This window comes from Bacillus sp. 3255, from assembly GCF_031456485.1.
GTDB lineage: Bacteria > Bacillota > Bacilli > Paenibacillales > NBRC-103111 > Paenibacillus_E.
In genome coordinates, this window is the sequence record NZ_JAVDUS010000008.1 from 221996 (window position 1) to 245261 (window position 23266).

Consider the following 23266-nt stretch of genomic DNA (forward strand, 5'->3'; position numbering starts at 1 on the left):
ATATGCCAGAACGCCCCACTCACTCCTTCGATCGGAAAGCGAGGACGCCTATGACCTTCTTTCGGCATTTGTTCAAGAGTAGAACATTAGTCTGGCTGCTTATTTTTTGTCTTAGCGATGCCATCTTCACGGACATCGGACTCCAGCTTCGCTTGATTGAGGAATTGAACCCCTTGATACGAAGTGTTTACGAGTGGCATGTCGGAGGGTATTATCTGCTAAAAACCATCCTTCCTCTGCTGCTGATGGCCTTCTACCCTTATATCCGCAGAAGAGCTTGGGTACAGCCCTCACTGACCGCCACCGTTCTTATTTATGGAGCCGTTAATGTGTATCACTTCGTGTGGCTGACGTTCGGTTTGTCTTACCTTGCGAACAGTTAGGCGGCTGCCTGCCGGCTACACCTCAAAATCCTTCACGTGCACCGCCGTCCCCGTAATTGCGATCTCCCACGGCTCACGCCGGGTATCGACCGAAACGCCAATACGCCCGTCTCTGCCGATCTCATGGCCTTGCTCAACCGTCAGCGACAACAACGAGCCCGTCGTTCTCTCGATATACTTGGCATAGTACGCCCCCATTACGCCTGACGCCGTCCCCGTCACCGGGTCTTCGACCGTGCCGGAGTAGGGCGATGAGAAATGGCGGGCATGCATATGCGCACGGGCGTCATAGGCTGCCAAGCAAAAGGGATGGACCGAAGCCCTCGGCATCTCCTTCAGCACCGCAGGGAATTGCTCGTTAACCGGCTTCATCGCCCGGAATGCGGCCAGCGACTTGACGGGAACCAGCAAAGTCCATGTTCCAGTGCTGCCATACACCGTCGGGAGAGAAGTCTCGATGTCGTCTTCGGTAATGCCCATAGATGCCGCAAGATCGCCCATAGAGCCATGGAAGGCTTGAAATTGCGGCGGAGCCTGCTGCATCCTGATGATGACTCCCCCGTCTGTTCGCCTGGCTTCGGCTTCAGCCGGAGCTGGGTCCGCCGCCTGAATGTGCACCGGCAAAACACCGGCTCCGGTTTCAATCGTCAGTTCGGTTTGACCGTTCAACAAACCTCTGGCATGCATAGCATAGATCGTAGCCATCGTGGCATGTCCGCACAGGTTAATCTCATGACCAGGCGTAAAAAAGCGGATGCGCAGATCCGCCTTATCGGACTTCAGCGGAAACGCCGTTTCATTAAAGCCGACTTGCGCGGCGATACGCTGCATCTCATCCGCTGTCAGCGCTTCTCCCGTAAGCACGACACCAGCCGGATTCCCCTTATTCGGAATTTGGCTGAAAGCATCGTAATGATGAACTGTGACCATTTGTTATGAATCACCTTCCGATTCCTTTTTCTGCTATCATACCACGAAATCCAGCCTAGTATTTCTTTATCCGGCCGCCTACCGCCACTCCCAGAATTTGATCGATCTCGTACTGAACACGCACAATGCCCTCCTTGCAGGCCTCCAGCCTGATCTCCTCCTCCATCTCTTGCTCCAAAGCGATCACGGCACTGTGCAGCGATTCCGCATAGAAATTCGCGGCAACCCCCTTGAGCGTATGCACCATACGGCGTGCCGCCGCATCCTCGCGATGGACCATACAGGCGAGCAGGTTTTCTGCGAAATGCCGGTAATCCAGCTTAAATTTTTCGATCATATATTGATAAATATGTATTTTCCCATCGATATTGCGCAGCACGCGCTCCGTATCGAGCCCTTGCAGGTTCAACAACCAGCTTAAATCCTGCCACTTCTCCAGCATATTCGAAAGCTGCTGCTCGTTCACCGGCTTAACCAGCATATCGTTGAGTCCGAGCTTGAGCATTTGCATCGGCTCTTTCACGAAACCGTTTGCCGTCAGAGCAACAATCGGCACGCTTTTCATCGCTTTCAGCTGCCTTAACTTCTGCGTCGCCTCATAACCATCCATCTCAGGCATATGAATGTCCATGAGAATCAGCTTCCACGCTTGCTCCTCCGCTCGCGACAACGCCTCATGCCCGTTATTCGCAATGACAGCCGTGTACCCCAGTTGATCCAGAAGCTGTGTGATCACCAATTGATTGATTTCATTGTCCTCGGCAACCAGGATATACCCTTTGGAGGGCGGGCAATGGCTTATTGTCCTGGTTTGCTCCGCTGGCATGCCAGCCGTCCCCATGTATGGCGAGTCCGTATCCAGCGCCTGAAGCATCTTCCGCACCGACAGTCTGCTCACTGGCTTCACGAGAACCGCATCCGCCTTCAGAACGTCCCGCAAGGCTGCCATGTCCTCACGTCCCTGCAGCGTTGTTAGCGCAATCAGCTGGGTCCGGGAGCGGTCGGCCGAATCCACCAGCCGCTGCCATACGGACGGGTCCTGCATAGCGGACATCTGCATATCCAGGAACAGATAACGGGGCACATGCTGCTGCTCCAACGCAGTGAAGATGTCCGCTGCCGCCGGCACAGCTGTCACCTCAAGCCGGCAATCGGCAAGCAGTCCGGACAGATGCCGTGCGGTGATCGGATGATCCTCGGCGATCAGCGCCAGCTTATTGCCGGGCCGGTGTGCGGCAGGAGGGAGCCCCTGCCGCCGAAGCGTTTCCTCTGCGCGTTGATCGTGCCCGAAGATCAAGCTGAAGTAGAAACAGCTGCCCTTCCCCGGCATCGTCTCCACCTGCAGAACGCCGCCCATAGACTGCACCAAGTGCTGGCAGATCACTAAGCCAAGTCCCGTGCCGCCATATTTACGGCTTGTCGATGTATCCGCTTGCGAGAATGGCTGGAACAGCAAAGCCAGCTGCTCCTTGGAGATGCCGATTCCCGTGTCCTCCACAGCGAAGGAGATGACGACGCCTTCCTCCACGTACTCCTCCAGCTGAACCTGCAGCCGGATATGGCCGTAATTCGTAAATTTGATCGCATTATTCATTAGATTAATCAGAATCTGTTCCAAGCGGAAGGAATCGCCGTTAACCAAATCGGGCATATCGGCCGACGTGTCCAGCAAAATCTCGATATGCTTATTGCCCAAGGAAACGCTGATCAGATCCGCCACCTTCTGCAGCGACTCTTCCAGGGAGAAGTCCGCTTTCTCCAAAATCAATTTGCCGGCTTCGATCTTCGAGAAGTCCAAAATATCGTTAATCGCAGCGAGCAGGACGCTGGATGAAGCATCCATTTTGCATAAATAATCCTTCTGTACCGCCGTTAACTCCGTTCTCTGCAGCAGCAGCGACAGTCCCATAATGCCGTTCAGCGGCGTGCGGATTTCATGGCTCATCCGGGCCAGGAATTGACTTTTCGCCCGGTTGGACTCATCCGCCTCCTCCCGCTTCTTCAGGTCCGTTATATCGTGGACCGTACCGGTCACTCCGATAATATCGGTTCGCTTCTCATCGAATAGCGGAGATAGCGTGACATTGTACGCATGCTCGGTGCCGTCCGGCAGCAGAAGGTTCATATCGAACTGCTGTGTCTTGCCTTGGGCAATCGATTGTGTGAAAGCCCGTTCCCACTTCTGCGGATCGTTCATCTGTATCACTTCGGTCAATTGCTTGCCTTTGACCAGGTCCGGCTTGAGGCCGTAGGTCTCATACATTTTATAATTAGCCGAGGCAATGCTCCCATCCAGCCAGAACCTGAATATGAAGTCCTCCGAATTCTCCACCAACGTCCGGTACTGCTCGTCCCTAACCCTTGCTTTCATCTGAACGGCCCGGTGTTCCGACACGTCGACGACCGATCCGATCACCTCCGCTACGCTGCCGAATCTGCTAATCGGCTGCAGTGTCACTAGCAGCGTGGTGCCGTCAAAATCATACTCGTAGGTAACCCGTTCGCCCTGCCAAGCCAGCTCGAAGAACGGATGCAACGGTTCCAGGAAGCTGCTGCCTGGCGCTTGGATATCTTGTATGCTTTTACCGATGAATTGGTTTGGCCTCATTCCGAGCTGATAGAGTAACTGACCTTCGATTAATATGTAGATAAAATGTTCCCGGTGCTTATGGTACTTGAACGTTAAGCCCGGCTGGAAGCGCAGCATATCGATGAGCTCCTGCTCCACCTGCCGAATCTGCTGCTTGTACTCCCGCGCGCGGATCAGATAGCCGAGAAAGCAAGCCACTACCGCTACACACACCATCTGGTAACACACGTATCTCCAAATGATTGTCGCCGGGGTTCGGTAAACAAGCCAAATCATCCCGTAATAGAACGTATAGAAGAAGGTGGCACCGTATAACCACTTGAACCAGTACGTACGCGTTCTGGCAAAAATAAACGCTGTGCCCGTAATCGCCGCCAGTCCGATGAAAATGACCGGAAGTGAGTTGAAACTATCCGTGAAGAAGCGCCATAGCCATAACACCACGAAGGCAATGATAATGGACGGATATCCTCCCAGGTAAGCGGCCAGCAGAAACCCAATGCCACGTAAATTCAGCGAGAACTGGCCGTCAACCGTCACCCCGGAATTAATCAGGATCAGGACGAGAATGCCGTGCGTGATCCCGACGTAAATCTTATAATACCATGACGGCTTCTCATCGAGCTTCGTCATGATGAAAAACTGTTCGACGAATAATACAAAAACCGTAATAATGGCGAAATTCGTAACCAGATCGCGCAGCAGAACGATCACCTGCCTATCTTCATCTTGCCTACCCTATTTGTTGACTACGCGCGTATCCGTGTGCAGCAGCTCCTCGATATGATCCGCCTGTACCGGCTTGCTGAAATAATAGCCCTGCACGAACCGGCAGCCGCAATCCCGCAGCACCTGCAGCTCCTCCTCGCTCTCCAGCCCTTCGGCTACGACGAGCAGATTCAAATTCTTGGCCATCGTAATCACCGTATTCACGATAGCCGCATTCACCTGTCTGTGCTTCAAACCCTTAATGAAGGATTGATCGATCTTCAGCTTATCGATTGGGAAATCCTTCAAGTACCCGAGCGAGCTGTACCCGGTGCCGAAGTCATCCATCGCTACGTGCACGCCTAGCCCTTTCAGCTGACTGAGCGCATCTGCGGCCAACGTCACTTCCATGCTCATGCTCTCGGTAATTTCCAGTTCCAAATACTTCGGCTGCAAGCCCGTTTCCTCCAAAATCTTCTGGATCGTCACGCTTAATCCGCTGTCATTGAACTGGCGCCGGGATAAATTGACGGCTACGAACAGTTTCGGCAGGCCTGCATCCTGCCATTTCTTGTTCTGCGTGCAGGCCTCCCGGAGCACCCACTCCCCAATCTCATGAATCAGGCCGCTTTCTTCCGCCACCGGTATGAAATCGCAAGGCGGCACTTGCCCCAGCGATGGATTGCGCCAACGAATCAGACTCTCCAATCCCACGATCCGGTTCATATAGACATCCACAACAGGCTGGTACACCAGATAAAATTCCTGATTGGCGATCGCCTTGCGCAGATGGAACTCAATGTCCATCCGCTTCTGGAACTGCTGCCGCTTCACCTGCAGCGTGTCCGTAAGCGCAGCCTCCGCAATTCCAGCCGTATTGACCGGAGATTCATAGACGCCTTGAATGCCGTTCAGCACCGCCATTTTGCAGCGCTCCAAGAAGTAGGAGATCATCATTTCGTGCGAGGATGGCCCTACAAGCATATCTTTATGATAATAATCCGCAGCCCCCATCCGCATAGCTTGGACGGTCTGCATGGTACTTTCGGGTGTATGCGTGTTAAGCACAACGATTGGAATTGGACTATGATTCATAATAAGCTGAAGCGCCGTAAGACCGCCAAGATTGGGCATTGCCAGATCGATCACGGCTAAGTCCGGTCTCCCTGCCAACAGATCGTCCAGTGCGGCGTTGCCGTGCTTGGCGAGCCCGGTAACCCGGAACTGTTCATCCCGTTCGAAGACGGGGAGCAGGTTCTCTCTCAGTTCCACTGAGTCACTTACAATCAGGACTCCATACCTATCCATAAGACCCATTCCATTAACACCTCCTGCATGCAAATTTCCATAAAAGCCGTATTGTCTCTTATTGTAGCTTCCACTTATTAGGTTACTTACCTAAAAGGTATGATTTCTCAGCGGTTTTTCGCTAACATTTTACTAACAAATACCCGATAAAATATGTGTGTGAGCGGTTTACTCTTAATTTTCGACACCTTATAATAGAATTAATGAGTTAATTGTTAGGACTTAAGATCCCTCTGTTCATTCACAATTTAGAATTACAAATAAGCTTAGTCTGGGGGAGTTTATAATTGGACAGAGTGCTGTTAATTGAGGACGACGATATAATCGGTGAAATGGTCTGCATGTATCTGACGGAAGAAGGCTTCCTCGTCCACAGAGCCCACAATGGTCAAGACGGCCTCGCAGCGCTGCAAGAATTTAACCCGGATCTGATTCTTCTGGATCTCATGCTTCCCGACTTCGAAGGAACGGACTTATGCAACTCTTTGCGCAGCTTGACACCCGTTCCGATCATTATCATCTCATCCAACTCCAAAGTCAGCGAGAAGATCGAGGCATTTACCGTCGGTGCCGATGACTATTTATGCAAGCCGTTTAGCATGCATGAGATGAAGGCCAGAATCCAGGCGCTCTTACGCCGGTTCAAGCAAACCCAACCGTCCGAAGACCAGCAGGCTCCTCAGCCTGTGACGGTGCCGCCCATGGATTTGAACATCAATTTGGAGAAAAGAACGCTCTACGTACGAGGCGAATCCGTCGATATGACGTTCTCCGAATTCGAACTGATGCGGCTGCTGTACGAGCATCCCGAACGCGTTTACCGCCGGGAGGACTTGATCAATGCCTTGCGCGGCTTCGACTCTTACGTCAACGATCGCGCCATTGATGTACATATTACGAACCTGCGAAGGAAAATTGAAGTCAACCCCAAAGAGCCCAAATATATCAAAACCGTTTGGGGTGTAGGCTATAAATTTGTTCTATAAAATAACGACCCGGTCCTTTCTTGGAACGGGTCTTTTTTTGCGTTCCGCCCCCTCCTAATCAGCTGCCCGATGTCGGAAATACTTACATTTTGTTGGAATTTCTTTTATCGGAACTTATCCTAATTTTTAGCAAAAACTGGTTGACACAGGAAACATTTATCATATATGATTGGACTTCTGAGAGCCTTTATTTTACAGGAGAATGCCAATTATACAGCATCTAGCAAACTAACATGGATTCACAGACGCGTAAACCATGACAAAGGAACAAACGGGTGAAATCTTATGCATAGTGATAAATTAATTTTGGATCTGGGCAGTCACAGCGCCAAAGTATTCAGGAAGTCAGATGAGGGAATTGAGCAAATCGATGTTCTTACGTGGGAACTGCTAGAGAGCGAGGTTTGTCTGCCGGCGATTGAGAACCAGATCAAATCGCTGTTGTCCAGCCAAGGCTCCATGCCGGACGGGGACTTGCAAGGCCACGTCGAGGCGATCGGGACCGATGCGATGCGGAGGTCGCCGCAGTTGTGCGAGCATATGGAGGAAATATGCCGAAATCTCCGCATCGCTTACCGGACGATCTCCCAGAAGGAAGAAGCCGAGCTGCTGCGCAAAGCGATAGCCGAATCCGATATCCCCAGCCATCTCGACGTCATCCACGCCGGAAGCGGCAGCATCCAGATTATTACGCATGAGTGCGAGGCTCCCTATCTGATCCCCTTCGGGATTTCCGATTTGAATCAGCAATTCAACTTGCTCTGCCCCCCGCACCAGAGGCAAATAACCACCTGCATCAAATGGCTATCCTCCCGCTTCCCCGCTACGTTAGGCCCATTTGCATATACCGGCGGCGAGAAGACTTACCTGAAGCATTTCCAGATCGAGCTGGAACAAGACTTATACTGCCTGAGAAGCGACTTCACCTTATTCACCAAGCAGCTGGCCATGCTGGATCTCGGCTCGCTTGAAGCGAACTCTCCCTTCGATCCCAACTGGATGCGCGGCGCCATCGCCTCGAATTGCATTGTGCTTGCCGGCCTGATCAAATCGGGCACCGCCAAATTCATGCCCTCCGACCTGAATATCGCCCATGGCTTTATGAAGCAATTATAATTTCATGCAAAAGGGTGCCTCGAAGGCACCCACTTAATCAAATCTTTATGCAAATTTGATGTTAGCCATTATTCCCACCCAATCACCCTGTATTATATAATACAGTGAACATTAGTAAACATTTCATCTAGGACGGGTGGGTCATTACGTATGTCGAAAATGATGAAAGCCGCGCTGATCAAGCAGTACAGCGGGGTTTCGGGGATAGAATTCGGCGAAACGCCGATTCCGGCAATCGGAAACAATGAAGTCCTCATTAAAGTGCATGCAGCTTCCATTAATCCTGCGGACTTATTATTTCTTTCCGGCAATTACGGCATAAAGCGGGCACTCCCTTCGGTTGGAGGCATGGAAGGCTGCGGAACGGTCATTGCAACCGGCAGCAGTCTTGTCGCCCGTATGCTGAAAGGAAAGCGCGTAGCCTTCGTTTCGGAAGTGTACGGCTCTTGGAGTGAGTATACCAAAGCCAGCGCCATGACCTGCATGGTTCTGCCGGACCACGTGTCGGACGAGCAGGGCGCGGTCTTCTTCGTGAATCCCGCGAGTGCCCTGGCCATGGTGAAGATCGCCAAGCAGCACAGATCCAAGGCGATCGTACAGACAGCCGGCGCCAGCGCGCTTGGCCGAATACTCGTGAAGCTCGCCAAAGCGCATAACCTCGCCGTCATCAGTGTAGTTCGCAAAAGTGAGCATGAGCAGCTATTGCGAGAAATCGGCGGGCTGCATATCGTGAACAGCGCCGCCCCAGCCTTCGAGGAGACGCTGCGGCGCAAGACCCACGAGCTCGGAGCTACCGTCTGTTTCGATGCCGTAGGCGGAGACTTGACGGGTACCGTGCTCTCGGCGCTCCCGGATGGCTCCACGCTGTTCCAATACGGCCTGCTGGGCGGCCATACGACAACCATTAACGCCAACGATCTCGTTTTCCGCCGGAAGCAGATCACGGGCTTCTGGGCTTCCGAATGGGTGAAGACCCAATCGATCTTCGAACTGCTCTCCCTGCAGGGCTCGATGAAGAAATCCGTCGGATCGCACATCCAGACGGAAATCTCCCAAACGTTCAAGCTCCCGCAAACGGTGGATGCGATCCATCAGTATGCAGCTAATATGACTTCGGGCAAAGTGCTGATCTTGCCTGTTTAATATATCCGCAAGGCTAAAACTCCGTAATGATGGTGAGGATGACGGGTCTTCGGCCCGTTTTCTCATAGAAGAAACGCCCCAATACTTCCTTCACGTTAATTTTCAGCACATTCCATTGATTCATTTGCTCGGCCTGCATTCTGTTGACCGTATCTGCCGCCAGGATGCTTGCTTGGTCAATGAGATCCTCGGACTCGCGCACATATACGAACCCTCTGGAGATGATGTCCGGTCCTGACAAAATTTTGCCATCCGCCTTGCTCAGCAAAAGAACTACAATGAGGATCCCTTCCTCCGACAGCTGCTTCCGGTCCCTTAGAACGATGTTCCCGACATCTCCCAAGCCGTCGACCAACGTATTGCCCGCGGTGACTTTGCGGGTTTGGACCGCCGTCTCCCCCTGGATATCCACGACATCCCCATTATTCAGAATGAAAATATTGTCCGGCTCGACCCCGACCGATTCCGCCAGAATGCGATGCTGGTGCAGCATGCGGTATTCGCCGTGGATCGGAATGAAATATTTGGGCTTCATCAGCGTCAGCATGAGCTTCAGCTCTTCTTGACTGCCGTGGCCGGAGACGTGCATCCCTGTCGACGAGCTGGATCCGTAGATCACTTCTGCGCCCAGACTGAACAAATTATCGATCGTCTTGGAGACATTGCGTTCGTTGCCGGGAATCGGCGAAGAGGAGAGAATAACCGTGTCCCCCCGTTGAATCTCGACATTGCGGTAGTTGGAACGGGATAACCGGGAAAGGGCGGCCATCGGCTCCCCTTGACTGCCCGTGCACAGAATGGCAATACGGTCGGAAGACAGGTTGCCCGCCTCTGCCGCATCCACCAGCATGCCCTCCGGCACATTCAAGTAGCCGAGCTCCGAAGCCACCTTCACGACATTCACCATGCTGCGTCCCAGCAGCGCCAGCTTGCGGCCCGTCGCCGAGGCGGCGTCCACAACTTGCTGGAGCCGGTGCACATTAGACGCGAAGGTGGCGATGAACACTTTTTGCTTCGCTCTATGGAATGCTTCTTCGATATGTTTGCCTACATGGCTTTCGGAAGGCGTGTACCCTGGCCGCTCGGCATTCGTACTCTCCGATAGAAGGAGCGTGACGCCCTTCGAACCGATATCGGCCATTTTGTGGATGTCCGGGTATTGATGATTGACAGGGGTGAGATCGAACTTGAAGTCCCCCGTATGCACGACAGTGCCTGCTGGCGTACGGAACACGACCCCCAAACAATCCGGAATACTGTGATTCGTCTTGAAAAAGGTGGATGTGATGCTGCCCAGCGTCAAGCTCGAATCGGACGTAATCTCGTTCAGCTGAGTGCCGGCCAGCAGCCCGGACTCTTTGAGCTTTCCTTCGATCAGACCCAGCGTCAGCCTGGTCGCATAGATGGGCATATTCAATTGTCTGCGAATATAAGGGATGCCGCCAATGTGGTCCTCGTGCCCGTGAGTCACGATTAACGCTCTGACGTTCTCGCTGTTCTCGAGCAAATACGTAATATCAGGAACGATAAGATCGATGCCGAGCAAGGTTTCGTCCGGAAATTTGGAGCCGCAATCGATTACGACGATATCGTTTCCATGCTGGACGACGTACATATTTTTGCCAATTTCGTTAATGCCGCCTAAAGAGAAGACCGATAATTGCTGATCCTGCTTGTTCAAAATCTATTACCCCCTATGTGACATTCTGCTTTGTCTTAATTTTCCGCGGATGGCAGCTCCCTATGCAAACGATCGTGATCTTTCTGGATCGCTGACGGTGAGGAACTTAACGGTTGCGAGCAGAGTTCTTTAGGATTGGAAGGCTAGCCTGTTAGGGGGGGGGTGGGAAAATCCCGCGCATGGATGTCGGAGCTGGGGCGATTAGGGGAGTACTGCGTAGGGGGCGACGGTGCTGGAGCGATTAGGAAGATCCCGAAGGAGGCGACGTATCTGGTGCGATTAGGAGAATCCGCTCAGAGGTGACGGAGCTGATGTTTAGGAGAGTCCCGCAGGAGGCGGCGGTGCTGGTGCTATTAGGAGGATCCTGCGCAGGAGGTACGCGTAACTGGAATTTCTCCCTTTATTTCGGCGTGATAGCACTCCTGCTGAGGTGATAACTGGATTTTTTCCAGCTAATTCCATGAAAATTGTCCATATTTGTTTTGCATCCGGAGTTTTAACGGGAGAAATTCCCGTTATTCGCTCCACGAGCCAATTGAACGCTGAAATAACAGGAGTTTTTCCATTTATGACAAATGGAGTGCGTGGGAGGCTGAGCAGCTCGAACTTGCCTACTCCTGATATGCAAAACGGTAGCCGATCCCCGGCTCCGTAAGAATGTATTGCGGCCTTGTCGAATCCGCTTCGATTTTCTTCCGCAAATGGCCGACATATACGCGCAAATATTGGCTGTCGGACTCATACTGGGAGCCGCCCCACACCTGCTTGAGCAGCTGGCGGTGCGTCATGACGCGGCCCGCGTTCAACGCCAGCACTTTGAGCAAATCGTACTCCGTCGGGGTCAGCTTCAGCTTCTCCCCTTGCAGCTCAACCGTCCGGTGCGCCAGATCAATGACGAGCTGACCATGCCGCAGTACCGGTTCATCCTGCGTCTTGGCGGTATGCCGCAGCGCAACACGCATGCGGGCCATGAACTCGCCCATGCCGAACGGCTTCGTCACATAATCGTCCGCCCCTTGATCCAATGCAGCGACTTTATCCTGCTCCTGATCCTTGGCCGTCAAAATAATAATCGGGACCTTCGACCACTCCCGAATGTGAGCCAGCACCTCCATCCCCGTCATATCGGGCAATCCAAGGTCGAGGACGATCAGGTCTGGACGCACCATCGTCGCCTGCAGCATCCCTTCGTGCCCGGTTGCCGCTTCCGCCGCTTCATAACCGTGTGCATTAAGGGTGACCCGAAGCAGTTTACGGATTTGCGCTTCATCGTCAATAATTAATATTTTCGCCCCTGTAGGTGTCCTCTCCATCTGCATCTCCATCTCTATCTTCACCCCTCTCTCTTAAAGGAACATGCAGAGGCAAGCTTATACGAACCGCCGTCCCCTTGGGCTCGTTAGGCTTTGCGGCTATCTGTCCGCCGTGAGCTTCTACAATGCTTTTACAGATCGCGAGCCCCAAGCCCGTACCTGGGATATGCTTCGTCAGCTGCCCTCTGTAGAACTTCTCGAACAGCCGTTCGCCATCGCCAGGTGCAAGGCCTATCCCCTCATCCTTCACATATAAGTGAAGCATATCCCGGTCGAACTCCGCCTCCATACGGATTTCGCTGCCTTCCGGCGAATATTTGATGGCATTGCTGATCACATTGATCAGCACTTGCTCCATCAGTACATCATCCAGCGGGAGCGATGGCAGATCCGGCGCCAGCCGGACACTTACCTTCCGGCTCTGCAGCGCATCCTTCAACTGGGTGAGCGCAACCCCGATCAGATCGTCGATGCCGCTCCATGTCCGGTTCAGCCGAAGCATGCCGCTTTCGATCCTGACCATGCCCAGCAAGTTGCCTACGAGCCTGTTCATGCGGGTCGAGCCCTCCCGGATCGTCAGCAGCAGCTCGCGCTTGTCTTCAGGGCTGAACACGGCATCGCCCTCCAGCAAGCCGGTCACCGACCCGATAATCGCGGCGAGCGGTGTTCGCAGCTCATGCGATAGCGAATCGAGCAGCGCGGTGCGCAGCTTCTCCGATTCCGCCGTAAGCTGCGCGACCTTCGCTTCATTGGCCAGCTTGACGCGGGACAGCGCGACAGCCGCCAAATCGGCATGCGCCTCAATGGTCCGGATCAGCTCCGGCATGCCGGACTGGCTGTACGTCCGTGCATCGACAGCCAACACGCCGTGCGCCTGCTTGCCGGTAAGCAGCGGGACATGGAGATGGGTGGCTTCCCGCAAGGACGACGTGCCCCGGCCGGCCAGCGTATGATGTCTGTACACCCATGCAGCGATAGACAACTGCGACTCCTCTTGGGTGTCATCCCAGCCTTCCTCGGAGCATGCCTCCATCCGCAGCTCACCTTGTTCATTCGGCAGAAAAATCGCTGCCTTCACCTCCAACGTGTCCGACACATGCTGCACGAGCTGCTTCAGGAGGACATCGACGTCCGAGATTGCCGTCATCTTGCGGCTCAGCTCATAGAGCGCGGCGGTGCTGGCCTCCCTCATTTGGGCCTGATGGAATTGGCTGCGCAGCCTGGAAGCCAAGCTTGCCGTTAAGGCCGCAACGGAAATATAAACAAGGAAGGATAGCAAATACCGCAAATCGGCAACCGACAAGCTGAAAACCGGGGGAACGAACAAGAAATCGAAAGCCAGCACACCGGCCGATGCCGCGAAGAAAGACGGGCCTCTTCCCCAGCGCACCGCACTGAACAGGACCGGTAGTAAATAGAGCAGAGCGATATTGACCAAACCCACCATCGCACTGAATATATGCATGCATAAGGTTAGCACTGCAATAAACAGAGCCGTCACGCCATAGGATTGCCAGCTAACCGGAATTTCCGTTGGTTTATTCATCATGTCCTCATTTTACCTTATTTCCTGCGGTTTGCCATATATCGTAATCCGCTACGATGAGCACATCCATATGCCTCGTTAAAGGGAGCAGCCTTCGAACCGTTGCATCCTTCCAAACGATAATCTGCGTCGCCGCCGCCTTGCCGGCCAATTCTGCGAATACGCGCGGTACTTGCTTGCGGCTTCCCGCTTCCGTATAAATAAAATGGCCGCCCAGCGTGACGGTTAGTCTCCTCAGCTTCTCCAACTTGTCAGTGTCCAGTCGAAGCCCGTCTGCCGGACCCGGATCAATGAAACAGACGTGCCACGCCGCTTTCAGCCGGTGCGCAATCCGAAAGCCCCGGCGGATCAAGCGGTCAGCCTGGGCGAGCTCCGTCACGCCTACGCAGATCACTTCCTTGCGGCGCCACGGTCCGCGGAGCGAGCTTTTACGTTCCATCGACTCCAAGCGTTCGTCGACATCATCGGCAATTTCCCGCAGGGCGAGCTCGCGCAGGGCGATCAAGTTGCCTATTTTGAAGAAATGGCCCAGCGCCTGCTCCACTTTCGCCATCGCATAGATCTTACCCTCCCGCATGCGCTGCCGCAGCGCCTCGGGAGCAACATCGATGAGCTGCACCTCATCGGCGGCCCGCAGCAGACTGTCCGGCACCGTCTCCCGCACGCGGATCCCCGTGATCTGCTCTACGGCGTCGTTCAAGCTCTCCAGGTGCTGCACATTCAGCGTCGCAATTACCGAGATGCCCGCCTCCAAAATATCCAACACATCCTCATACCGCTTCTTATGCTTGCTCCCGGGAACATTCGTATGTGCCAATTCATCGACCAAGACGACCTCGGGTCTTAACCGAATGATCGCCTCCGTGTCCATTTCCTCCAGCCTCACGCCTTGATAATACAGCTTCGCCCGGGGAATTGTCTCCAGCTCGCCAATCTGCTGGATCGTTTCATGGCGTCCATGCGTTTCCAGTAGCCCGATCTTCACGTCGATCCCTTTCTTCAGCAGATCGTCGCCTTCCCGCAGCATCGTATATGTTTTGCCGACGCCGGGGGCGGCACCGATATACACCTTGAAGCGTCCGCGGCTGATCTTCTCAATCTTCGCCTCCACTTCCTGCCTGCTGAGACGCTTATACTTATGGGGCTCCTTCACCGCCTGGATATGGGCCGGCAGAATCCGCTCCCCTTCCATAGATGCCCGATCCGCCACCAGAAATAAGTCAATCGTCTTCGTTCTCCGCAGCAAGCCGTTAATGACGGACCCCTGCCACAATGTTTGCCATCGGGTTTGCTTCGAGTGGCCGAGCACGATGCGCGTCACTTTATGCAGGGTGGCATAGTCCACCAAAATTCGCGGGATGCACCGGCGAAAGAGCAAGGGCAGCTCCTCGAAGGTGCCGCCGACTTTCTCCACCAGCTTCATGATGGATTTGCGAAAAGCGGCCGCTTCTTTCGTTAACAGCTTATTCTTGTAGCGTAACGTAACGACAAGAAGCTCGCCGTTCAAGCGTTTGGCAATTTGCTGTCCCCGGCGAACATAGATCGAGCCGTTCCAGTGATATTGCGTCGTGACCATGATCCGCTCCGTCACTCCGGAGGGACCGGAGAAGCCCATCTGATCGCGGTGTTCTTCGAGCGAGTCGTTCACATCTTCGGCTACCAGGCGCAGCGCCAGCTCTCGCAGCACGCCCAGATTGCCGCGTTTGAAGACTCCCTCGTCCTGACGGCCCTTGAGATGCCCCTCCGCCAACCGGCTCAGGATCGTCTCCGGGGTCGCGTCGATCAGGCGCACCTCATCGGCCAGCTCCAAAGTGTCCGAAGGCACGCAATGGGGGACTTCAATCCCCGTTAATTTATGCGCGACATCCTTCGCCTCCTCCAATTCGTAGACATTCACTGTCGTAATGACGCTTATGCCTTGGGAGAGGAGGAACTTAATGTCTTCCAGCCTTGTCGGAAAGCGCGCGTCCGGGCGGTTCCGATGCGCCAGGCCGTCCGTGAGGACAACCTCCGGATTTCGAATCACCAAGGCTTCGACATTCAAATCCTTCTGCTCCACGTCCCCCCGGAACCAATGAATACTTGGAACCCGCTCCAAGTCACCCAACTGTTCCATCGTTTCCGGCCGCTGCAGCGTTGAGACTGCACAGATCACGACGTCGATGCCCTGTTTCTTGAGGTTCTGTCCATCCCGAAGCATGTGGTACGTTTTCCCCGATCCGCTGACAGCCCCCATATATATTTTCAAGGAACCGCGGTGCAATTTGGAGATGGATAATAAAATCTCCTCCGGCGTTTTCCGTTTGAAGTTATCCACAGGTATTCTTCTCCTCTGCCCTTGAATGCGCAGAAACCACTCACCATGGAAGGAGAGCGGCGCCTGCCACTTACATTTTCACCTGCTTCAGCAATTCCATATTCAATTCGGTCACGTTGACCCTCGGCTCCCCGAATACGCCGAGCTGGCGCCCTTTCGTCAGCCGGTCGACCAACTCGTTCAGCTGACGCTCACCGATCCCCGTCTCCTTGCTGATGCGAGGCACCTGTGCTTTCGCTCCTTCCGGCGACAGATCCGGGTCGAAGCCGGAGCCCGATACCGTCACAAGCTCTGCCGGAATATCGGTAAGCGCGGGATTCTCCTTCTTCCAGGCTTCAACCTTCTCCGCCATAGCCGCAGCATAGTCGCTTGAAGCCACGGCCATATTGGAGCCGGACGAAGCCGCCGGGTTATAACCGGCTGCCGATGCCCTCGGATGGAACAGCTTCGGCGATGCAAACCCTTGCGCGAGCAGCTCCGATCCGGCGACGGTGCCGCCAGCTTCCACCAAGCTGCCGTTCGCTTGTTTGGGAAACAACAGCTGCGCAACGCCTGTCGTCACGAGCGGATAAATCAGCCCGCAGACGACCATTAGCAGTACCGATATACGAATAGCAATCCCAACCGATTTCATATCATGATCTCCTCGTTCCTCTTTATACGATATTTAGACCGTACAGCACCCAATCGATGATCTTGATGCCGATGAACGGTACAATGACACCGCCGAGTCCGTAAAGCAAGACGTTCCGCGATAACAGCTTGTTGGCCGACATCGCTCTGTATTTCACGCCTCTCATTGCGATTGGAATGAGCAGCGGAATGATGATGGCATTGAAGATCAGCGCCGACAAAATGGCCGATTCCGGAGATGCCAATTGCATAATATTGAGCGCTTGCAGCTGCGGCATGGCCAGAATGAACATCGCCGGGATGATGGCGAAGTATTTGGCGATATCATTGGCAATCGAGAACGTCGTCAATGCACCGCGCGTGATCAGCAGCTGTTTGCCGATAGAGATTACCGACAACAGCTTGGTCGGATCGGAATCCAGATCGATCATGTTCGCCGCTTCTTTGGCCGCCATCGTCCCTGAATTCATGGCCAGTCCTACATCCGCTTGCGCCAACGCCGGCGCGTCGTTCGTGCCGTCTCCGGTCATCGCGACTAGCTTGCCTTCCTGCTGCTCCTTCTTGATCGCCGCAATTTTGTCCTCCGGTTTCGCCTCGGCAATGAACTCGTCTACACCGGCTTCGAGCGCAATCGTCGCTGCCGTCAGCGGATTATCGCCCGTACACATGACTGTCTTGATACCCATGGCACGCAGTTCGGCGAATCGCTCCTTAAGTCCTGGTTTGACTGTGTCCTTGAGATAAATGACGCCATAAATGCGTCCTCCTACAGCGACTGCCAACGGCGTACCTCCGGCTTTGGCAATCCGGTTGGAGCTGCTTTCCAAATCGGCAGGGACTTTACCGCCAAGTGCCGTCACATATTTCTGGATGGCGTCCACGGCACCTTTGCGAATGGCTGTACCGTCCGCCAAATTAAGACCGGACATCCGCGTATCGGCCGTGAACTCCACCACTTGTGCGGCTTCGTAGTCGCCGGCCTGCCAGGTCGTGCCCAGCTTGTTCGCCAACTCCACGATCGAGCGGCCCTCGGGCGTTTCATCCTTGACAGAAGCTTGCAGCGCTGCGAAAATCAACTCTTTGACGGGCACGCCCTGCACCGGCACGAATTCTGCGGCCATTCGATTCCCGAAGGTGATCGTACCCGTTTTATCGAGAATCATCGTATCGATGTCGCCTGCCGCTTCAACGGCCTTCCCCGACATCGCCAGCACGTTGAACTGCGTGACCCGGTCCATCCCCGCGATCCCGATCGCCGACAAGAGTCCCCCGATCGTCGTCGGTATGAGACAGACAAGCAGAGCGATTAAGGTGGAAATCTCCAATTTCACACCCAAATACTGCGCGATCGGCACCATCGTCACAATAACGATCAGGAAAATCAACGTCAACACCGCAAGGAGCGTGGTCAGTGCTATCTCATTCGGCGTCTTCTGCCGTTTGGCGCCTTCGACAAGCGCGATCATCCGATCCAGAAACGACTCGCCGGGGTCCGTCGTTACCTTAATCACAATGTAATCGGAAGCTATCCGCGTCCCGCCCGTTACGGAGGAGAAATCGCCTCCCGCTTCCTTAATGACCGGCGCGGATTCGCCCGTAATGGCGGACTCGTCAATCGAGGCCAAGCCCTCGACGATTTCCCCGTCGGAAGGGATGATCTCGCCAACCTCGATACGTACAATGTCTCCCTTGCGCAGAGAAGTCGAGGACACTTCCTGGAACGTGCCGTCCTTCCCAACCAGCCTAGCTTTCGTATCCGACTTCGTTTTCCGCAGCGTATCCGCCTGCGCTTTGCCCCGGCCTTCGGCCAGCGCTTCCGCGAAATTCGCGAACAGCAACGTGAAGAGCAGAATCAGGAACACGGCGGCATTATAACCGCGTCCTACCTCTGTTGCGCCTAGCAGATCCGGAGCCAGAGTCAGCAGCAGCGCAATGACCGTGCCGATCTCTACGACGAACATGACCGGATTTTTCATCATCACCCATGGATGTAATTTCTTGAATGCGTCCAAGACCGCTTGACTCAGCATCTCTTTGGACATCGTTTTGTTGCGTTCCGCAGCCATAGCCATAGTAATCCTCCCTCTCTATCCCGTCTATCCTTAGCGCGCCGCCAGATGTTCAGCGATCGGCCCAAGTGCCAGCGCCGGGAAGAACGTTAGAGCACCGATAACTAAAATAATCATGATCATAATCCCCATAAATAAAGGCGTGTTCGTACGAAGGGTTCCTGTCGTAACCGGAACAATCCGTTTCGTTGCCAGAGATCCTGCGATAGCTAACATGACGATGATGGACATATAGCGCCCGAACAGCATGACCATCCCGATCCCCAAGTTGTAAAAATTCGTATTCGCTGTCAGACCGCCAAAGGCAGAGCCGTTATTCGCCGCGCCGGACGTAAAAGCGTAGAGCACTTCGCCCAATCCGTGCAGCCCCTGGTTAGCGATCGAATGCACCGATTCCGGCCGGGACAGCGCCCATGCAGTCGGAGCCAATATAATGAGCGGATGGATCAGAATCGCGATGGCCGCCAGCTTGATTTCTTTGCCCTCGATCTTCTTGCCCAGAAACTCCGGTGTCCGGCCAACCATCAATCCGCAGATGAAGACGGATAATATCACATACAGCAGGCCGTTCAATAGCCCGACGCCCTTGCCGCCAAACACGTTATTCAGCATCATTTCGGCAAAAGGCGCAATACTGCCGAGCGGAGTGAGCGATTCGTGCATCGCATTGACGCTCCCCGTCGTAGCTGCCGTCGTTACAGCGGCGAACAGCGCCGTCTGGGACAGGCCGAAACGAACTTCCTTGCCTTCCATATTCCCGTGTACGCCCATAGCGTCAATGGCGGCAATGCCTTTGTACTCCGCATAAAACACCGTTGTCAGCATCACCAGGAAAATGATGCCCATCGCTGCAAACAGCGTCCAGCCCTGTTTCTTATTCTTAATCATGAGACCGAAGGCATACACCAGCGATGTAGGCAGCAGCAGCATGCAGACAATGTGGATCAGGTTCGTTACCGGGGTCGGATTCTCATAAGGATGCGCAGCATTCGTTCCGAACCAACCACCACCGTTCGTCCCGATGTGCTTGATCGATTCCAGCGAGGCAACGAGACCGCGCGTAATCGTCTGCTGGGCGCCTTCCAGCGTCGTAGCCTGCACCGCTCCTTGCAGCGTCTGCGGAATACCTTGGAACACAAGCACTAAGGCAACGATGAAGCTGAGCGGCAAAAAGACGCGAGTGATCGCCCTCGTCATATCTACATAGAAATTGCCTAGATCGTCCTGACGGCCTACGAGACCGCGAATGAATGCTATTGCTACGGCAAAGCCGGTTGCCGCCGACGTAAACATCGGGAACGTGATCGCCACCATTTGTGAGAAATAGCTAAGTGTGTTTTCACCGCTGTAGGCCTGCCAGTTCGTATTCGTAATAAAAGAAACAGCCGTATTAAAAGCAAGAGCCGGCGGCATATTATCAATGCTGTCCGGGTTCAGCGGCAGGTACTTTTGAAGCCGGAATACCGCATAGACGGCAACGAGCATCACAAAATTGACTAACAGTACGGCTCCTACATACTTCTTCCAGCCCATCGCCTCATCTTCCCGAACGCCGGCCAGCCGGTAACCGATTCGTTCAATCGGGCCAAACAGACGGTCAAGAGCGGTCTTCTCCCGTCCAAATACTTTTACCAAGTAACTGCCCATCGGCTTCACCAAGATCATGACGATCCCGAGTGTTATGACAACTTGCAACAATCCCATACCCATAGTAGGTTCTCCCCCTGCTTATCCAAGCTCTAAAACTTCTCCGGCTTCACCAAGACAAAGCCCAGATAGATCATGACGGCGACGGCAACTACACCCATAACGATCACCTATAACGCCTCCTTTGCGGTGCTTACGCTTTGTCACAGTATTTGAAAAATCCCCAAAATCCCAGAAACGTTAATGCCATTAATAAAATCATCGTGACATCGTTGTACATCGCAACGTCGCACCTCCTTCAGCATCAGCCGAAATCTCTGTTCTTACTTGCACCCAGGGAGGACAGGAGAAACTTCACTTATGAATTTCTTCCCAGCTTTGGTCGGTGCCGCATAAACGTTCATCGCTTCCTTTCCTGACTCATTGTAAGTCCGATTCCTATAAAAAGGGGGTAAAGAATCCCCGCCGCCGTATAAAAAAAGTATAAAAATGTTTGCTGGCTGGACATGCAAAAAAGCGCCTCCCCCACTCTGCTTCGAGTGGATGAAGACACTTTGCTGCGCTCTTTTACCAGCTAACTATTAAGATGAGGCCCCGCGTCCCCGCCTGGCTAACGGACACAGCGGACCCTATTCCGGCCGTTTCCGCCGCTTTGAAAATCTAACGGACACCAGAGCCGCTATTTGCTCATTTCCGGCGAATTTCGCCCGAAATTCAGCAAATAAGAGCTGTGGTGTCCGTTAGATCGCATGCGCGCCGTTTTTCGCGGCATTAACGGCCGTGGTGTCCGTTAGATGCCGTACGTGTGCCCATCTGCTCGCCGCCAACGCCGCTAACGCGCCATACGCCGCCAACGGCGACAGCCCGCCCGGCCCGGCCACGGGCGACGAGCTCTTGCGCACCGACGCGCGCCGGGCTATTTTTTCAAATGATACGGCACCGTCGTCACAATCAGATCCTTCCGATACAGCAGAAACGCCCGAATCAGCAGGCTGGATTGGTTGTGAAGAATGTTATGCCAATTCTTCTTCGGGATGAACTGCGGGATCAGCACCGTCACCCGATAGTTCGACTCCATCGCTTTATGCTCAACGGTGTCAATAAACTTCGTCAACGGCTGGATGATGCTGCGGTAGTGCGAATGCAGCGTCACCAAGCGGATCTCCGGCTGCCACTTCAACCATTTCTCCTCGAACTGCTTTTCCGTCTCCCGGTCGAAAGCCACATACACTGCAATAATCTGCTGCGGCGGCAGCAAGGATTTGGCATAGTTGAGCGAATTCTCGACCACATGCGTGATTCCCGCGACAGGCACAACCATAATGTTGCCGTCGATCGGCAGCGCAGGCTCGCAGGTCGTGATCCGCAGCTGCTCCCCAACCGCTTCATAGTGCTTCTTGATTCTGTGGAAGATGTACACAATGAGCGGCAGGAAGATGAAGACCGGCCAGACCTGCCCGAGCTTCGTAATGAAGAAGATAAGCATAACCGTGAAGCTGATTAGTGCGCCGACCAGATTGATCGTCAATTTCACGATCCATTTCTCCGGCTTCTCGCGCACCCATTTCACCAGCATCCCTGTTTGGGCCAGTGTGAAAGGGATGAACACGCCCACCGCATACAGCGGGATCAGATGCTCCGTCCGGCCTTTGAACGCAATAATCAGAATGATCGAGGTGATCGCCAGAAAAATAATGCCGTTCGAATAACCCAACCGATCGCCGCGAATGGTGAACATTCTGGCGATATATTTATCCTTGGCCAAGTTAACGGCGAGCAGCGGAAAGGCCGAATACCCCGTATTCGCGGCAAGGACCAGAATCATGGCCGTCGTGCCCTGAATGAAGTAATACATGAAATTCCGGCCGAACGTCTTGGAGGCAATCTGGGAGACAACGGTTTCCTCCGCTTTCGGCGCAATGCCGTAGGCAAACGCCAAATATACGATGCCGGCGAACAAGATGGCAAGCAGCAGCCCCATGGCCGCCAAGGTTTTGGAGGCGTTGCGCGGACCGGGGTCCTTGAAATTCGGGATCGCGTTCGAGATCGCCTCCACACCGGTTAGAGCGGAGCTGCCGGAAGCGAAAGCCTTCAGCAGCAGGAACAGCGTAATCCCGGCCACAGGCGTCCCCATAGTTACAGGCACCTCCGGCGAGATCGAGCCGGTCGACAATTTATATAGACCGACACCGATCAAAATAAACAGCGCCAAAATAAATAAATAGACCGGATACGCCAGAATCGATGCGGATTCCGTAATACCTCTGAGGTTTAGGATGGTGATGCCGATCACGAGCAGGGTTGCAATGTCCACATTGTACGGGTGCAAACTTGGAAAGGCCGACGTAATCGCGTCGGTGCCCGCCGAGATGCTGACCGCAACCGTGAGGATATAGTCCACGAGCAGAGAGCCCCCTGCCAACAACCCGGCATTGACGCCCAGGTTTTGCTTAGATACGACATAGGCGCCGCCGCCATGAGGATAGGAGTAAATGATTTGCCGATAAGACAAAATTAAAGCTAATAACAGAATCAATACGCCTACACCGATCGGTACCGAGTACCAGAGCGCCGCAGCGCCGACCGTAATCAGGACAATCAAAATTTGTTCGGGTCCGTAGGCGACGGAAGAGAGCGCATCGGAAGACAGTATCGCTAGCGCTTTGGTTTTATTCAGCTTCTGCTCTCCCAGCTCGGCTGACTTCAATGGCTGACCGATCAAAAAGCGTTTCAAGGCTGACAGCATGATCCCACCACCTGTTGTTGGAGTTCTCCCTTAAATTACCCTGTCATCCCATAAAAGAACCAAAAAAGTTATGCCAAACTTCTACAAAAGCCGACCGCATCCTGTGATAAAATGGAAATGAAGCTGACTTAGTCTACCCGTTGGATGGTG

16 protein-coding genes are annotated in these 23266 nt (G+C 53.9%); 4 read left to right on the plus strand and 12 right to left on the minus strand.

All coding sequences use genetic code 11. The features are described 5' to 3' along the window. Window positions 1-68: 68 nt before the first annotated feature. The gene (locus tag J2X61_RS14615; protein ID WP_310188597.1) at window positions 69-383 is read left to right on the plus strand and encodes a DUF5658 family protein; all 315 of its coding nucleotides are present in this window, start codon (window positions 69-71) and stop codon (window positions 381-383) included. Between the two features lie 15 nt (window positions 384-398). Here the strand turns inward: J2X61_RS14615 and J2X61_RS14620 are convergent, their stop codons facing one another. Genes J2X61_RS14620 through J2X61_RS14630 form a run of 3 tightly spaced genes read right to left on the minus strand, consistent with a single transcriptional unit; the run spans window position 399 to window position 5928 of the window. Further along, a complete protein-coding gene (locus tag J2X61_RS14620; RefSeq protein WP_310188598.1) occupies window positions 399-1313 on the minus strand; it encodes a PhzF family phenazine biosynthesis protein in 915 nt (304 codons plus the stop codon). A gap of 55 nt (window positions 1314-1368) precedes the next feature. Further along, window positions 1369-4617, minus strand: a complete 3249-nt coding sequence (locus J2X61_RS14625) for a response regulator (RefSeq protein WP_310188601.1) — start codon at window positions 4615-4617, stop codon at window positions 1369-1371. A 24-nt stretch (window positions 4618-4641) separates the two neighbouring features. After that, on the minus strand, window positions 4642-5928 hold the full coding sequence (locus J2X61_RS14630) for an EAL domain-containing protein (protein ID WP_274467347.1): 1287 nt from the start codon (window positions 5926-5928) through the stop codon (window positions 4642-4644). 287 nt (window positions 5929-6215) lie between these two features. Between J2X61_RS14630 and J2X61_RS14635 the strand changes: the two genes are divergently transcribed. From J2X61_RS14635 to J2X61_RS14645, 3 genes are all read left to right on the plus strand, one after another. Beyond that, a complete protein-coding gene (locus tag J2X61_RS14635) occupies window positions 6216-6905 on the plus strand; it encodes a response regulator transcription factor (RefSeq protein WP_310188683.1) in 690 nt (229 codons plus the stop codon). A gap of 285 nt (window positions 6906-7190) precedes the next feature. Beyond that, on the plus strand, window positions 7191-8021 hold the full coding sequence (locus tag J2X61_RS14640; RefSeq protein ID WP_274467349.1) for a hypothetical protein: 831 nt from the start codon (window positions 7191-7193) through the stop codon (window positions 8019-8021). Window positions 8022-8171: 150 nt separating this feature from the next. After that, window positions 8172-9164, plus strand: coding sequence for a zinc-binding dehydrogenase (locus J2X61_RS14645; RefSeq protein WP_310188606.1), 993 nt, complete (start codon window positions 8172-8174; stop codon window positions 9162-9164). A gap of 13 nt (window positions 9165-9177) precedes the next feature. Here the strand turns inward: J2X61_RS14645 and J2X61_RS14650 are convergent, their stop codons facing one another. From J2X61_RS14650 to J2X61_RS14685, 9 genes are all read right to left on the minus strand, one after another. Then, the gene (locus J2X61_RS14650; RefSeq protein WP_274467351.1) at window positions 9178-10845 is read right to left on the minus strand and encodes a ribonuclease J; all 1668 of its coding nucleotides are present in this window, start codon (window positions 10843-10845) and stop codon (window positions 9178-9180) included. A gap of 611 nt (window positions 10846-11456) precedes the next feature. Next, the gene (locus tag J2X61_RS14655) at window positions 11457-12158 is read right to left on the minus strand and encodes a response regulator (protein WP_310188609.1); all 702 of its coding nucleotides are present in this window, start codon (window positions 12156-12158) and stop codon (window positions 11457-11459) included. Continuing rightward, window positions 12118-13707 (minus strand): DUF4118 domain-containing protein, encoded by a 1590-nt coding sequence (locus tag J2X61_RS14660; protein WP_310188612.1) that lies wholly within the window; start codon window positions 13705-13707, stop codon window positions 12118-12120. Before J2X61_RS14660 ends, J2X61_RS14655 begins: the two co-directional genes overlap by 41 nt. A 4-nt stretch (window positions 13708-13711) precedes the next feature. Next, on the minus strand, window positions 13712-16021 hold the full coding sequence (locus tag J2X61_RS14665) for a histidine kinase (RefSeq protein ID WP_310188616.1): 2310 nt from the start codon (window positions 16019-16021) through the stop codon (window positions 13712-13714). 70 nt (window positions 16022-16091) lie between these two features. Continuing rightward, window positions 16092-16655 (minus strand): potassium-transporting ATPase subunit KdpC, encoded by a 564-nt coding sequence (kdpC, locus tag J2X61_RS14670; RefSeq protein ID WP_274467355.1) that lies wholly within the window; start codon window positions 16653-16655, stop codon window positions 16092-16094. A gap of 22 nt (window positions 16656-16677) precedes the next feature. Next, a complete protein-coding gene (gene kdpB / locus J2X61_RS14675) occupies window positions 16678-18720 on the minus strand; it encodes a potassium-transporting ATPase subunit KdpB (RefSeq protein WP_274467507.1) in 2043 nt (680 codons plus the stop codon). 36 nt (window positions 18721-18756) lie between these two features. Beyond that, window positions 18757-20427 carry a potassium-transporting ATPase subunit KdpA gene (kdpA, locus tag J2X61_RS14680; RefSeq protein WP_310188686.1) on the minus strand — a complete coding sequence of 557 codons (1671 nt, stop codon included), beginning with the start codon at window positions 20425-20427 and terminating at the stop codon, window positions 18757-18759. Between the two features lie 35 nt (window positions 20428-20462). Further along, complete coding sequence (locus J2X61_RS36345) at window positions 20463-20531, minus strand: potassium-transporting ATPase subunit F (protein WP_379239640.1); 69 nt, start codon at window positions 20529-20531, stop codon at window positions 20463-20465. 755 nt (window positions 20532-21286) lie between these two features. Next, window positions 21287-23116 carry an APC family permease gene (locus tag J2X61_RS14685; RefSeq protein ID WP_274467356.1) on the minus strand — a complete coding sequence of 610 codons (1830 nt, stop codon included), beginning with the start codon at window positions 23114-23116 and terminating at the stop codon, window positions 21287-21289. Between the last annotated feature and the right edge of the window lie 150 nt (window positions 23117-23266).

Coding starts and splice junctions, on each gene's coding strand:
- J2X61_RS14655 (WP_310188609.1), bottom strand. CDS start 12,158: ATGGAGAGGACACCTACAGGGGCGAAAATATTAATTATTGACGATGAA.
- J2X61_RS14685 (WP_274467356.1), bottom strand. CDS start 23,116: ATGCTGTCAGCCTTGAAACGCTTTTTGATCGGTCAGCCATTGAAGTCA.
- J2X61_RS14660 (WP_310188612.1), bottom strand. CDS start 13,707: ATGATGAATAAACCAACGGAAATTCCGGTTAGCTGGCAATCCTATGGC.
- kdpB (WP_274467507.1), bottom strand. CDS start 18,720: ATGGCTGCGGAACGCAACAAAACGATGTCCAAAGAGATGCTGAGTCAA.
- J2X61_RS14630 (WP_274467347.1), bottom strand. CDS start 5,928: ATGGGTCTTATGGATAGGTATGGAGTCCTGATTGTAAGTGACTCAGTG.
- J2X61_RS14640 (WP_274467349.1), top strand. CDS start 7,191: ATGCATAGTGATAAATTAATTTTGGATCTGGGCAGTCACAGCGCCAAA.
- kdpC (WP_274467355.1), bottom strand. CDS start 16,655: ATGAAATCGGTTGGGATTGCTATTCGTATATCGGTACTGCTAATGGTC.
- J2X61_RS14620 (WP_310188598.1), bottom strand. CDS start 1,313: ATGGTCACAGTTCATCATTACGATGCTTTCAGCCAAATTCCGAATAAG.
- J2X61_RS14645 (WP_310188606.1), top strand. CDS start 8,172: ATGTCGAAAATGATGAAAGCCGCGCTGATCAAGCAGTACAGCGGGGTT.
- kdpA (WP_310188686.1), bottom strand. CDS start 20,427: ATGGGATTGTTGCAAGTTGTCATAACACTCGGGATCGTCATGATCTTG.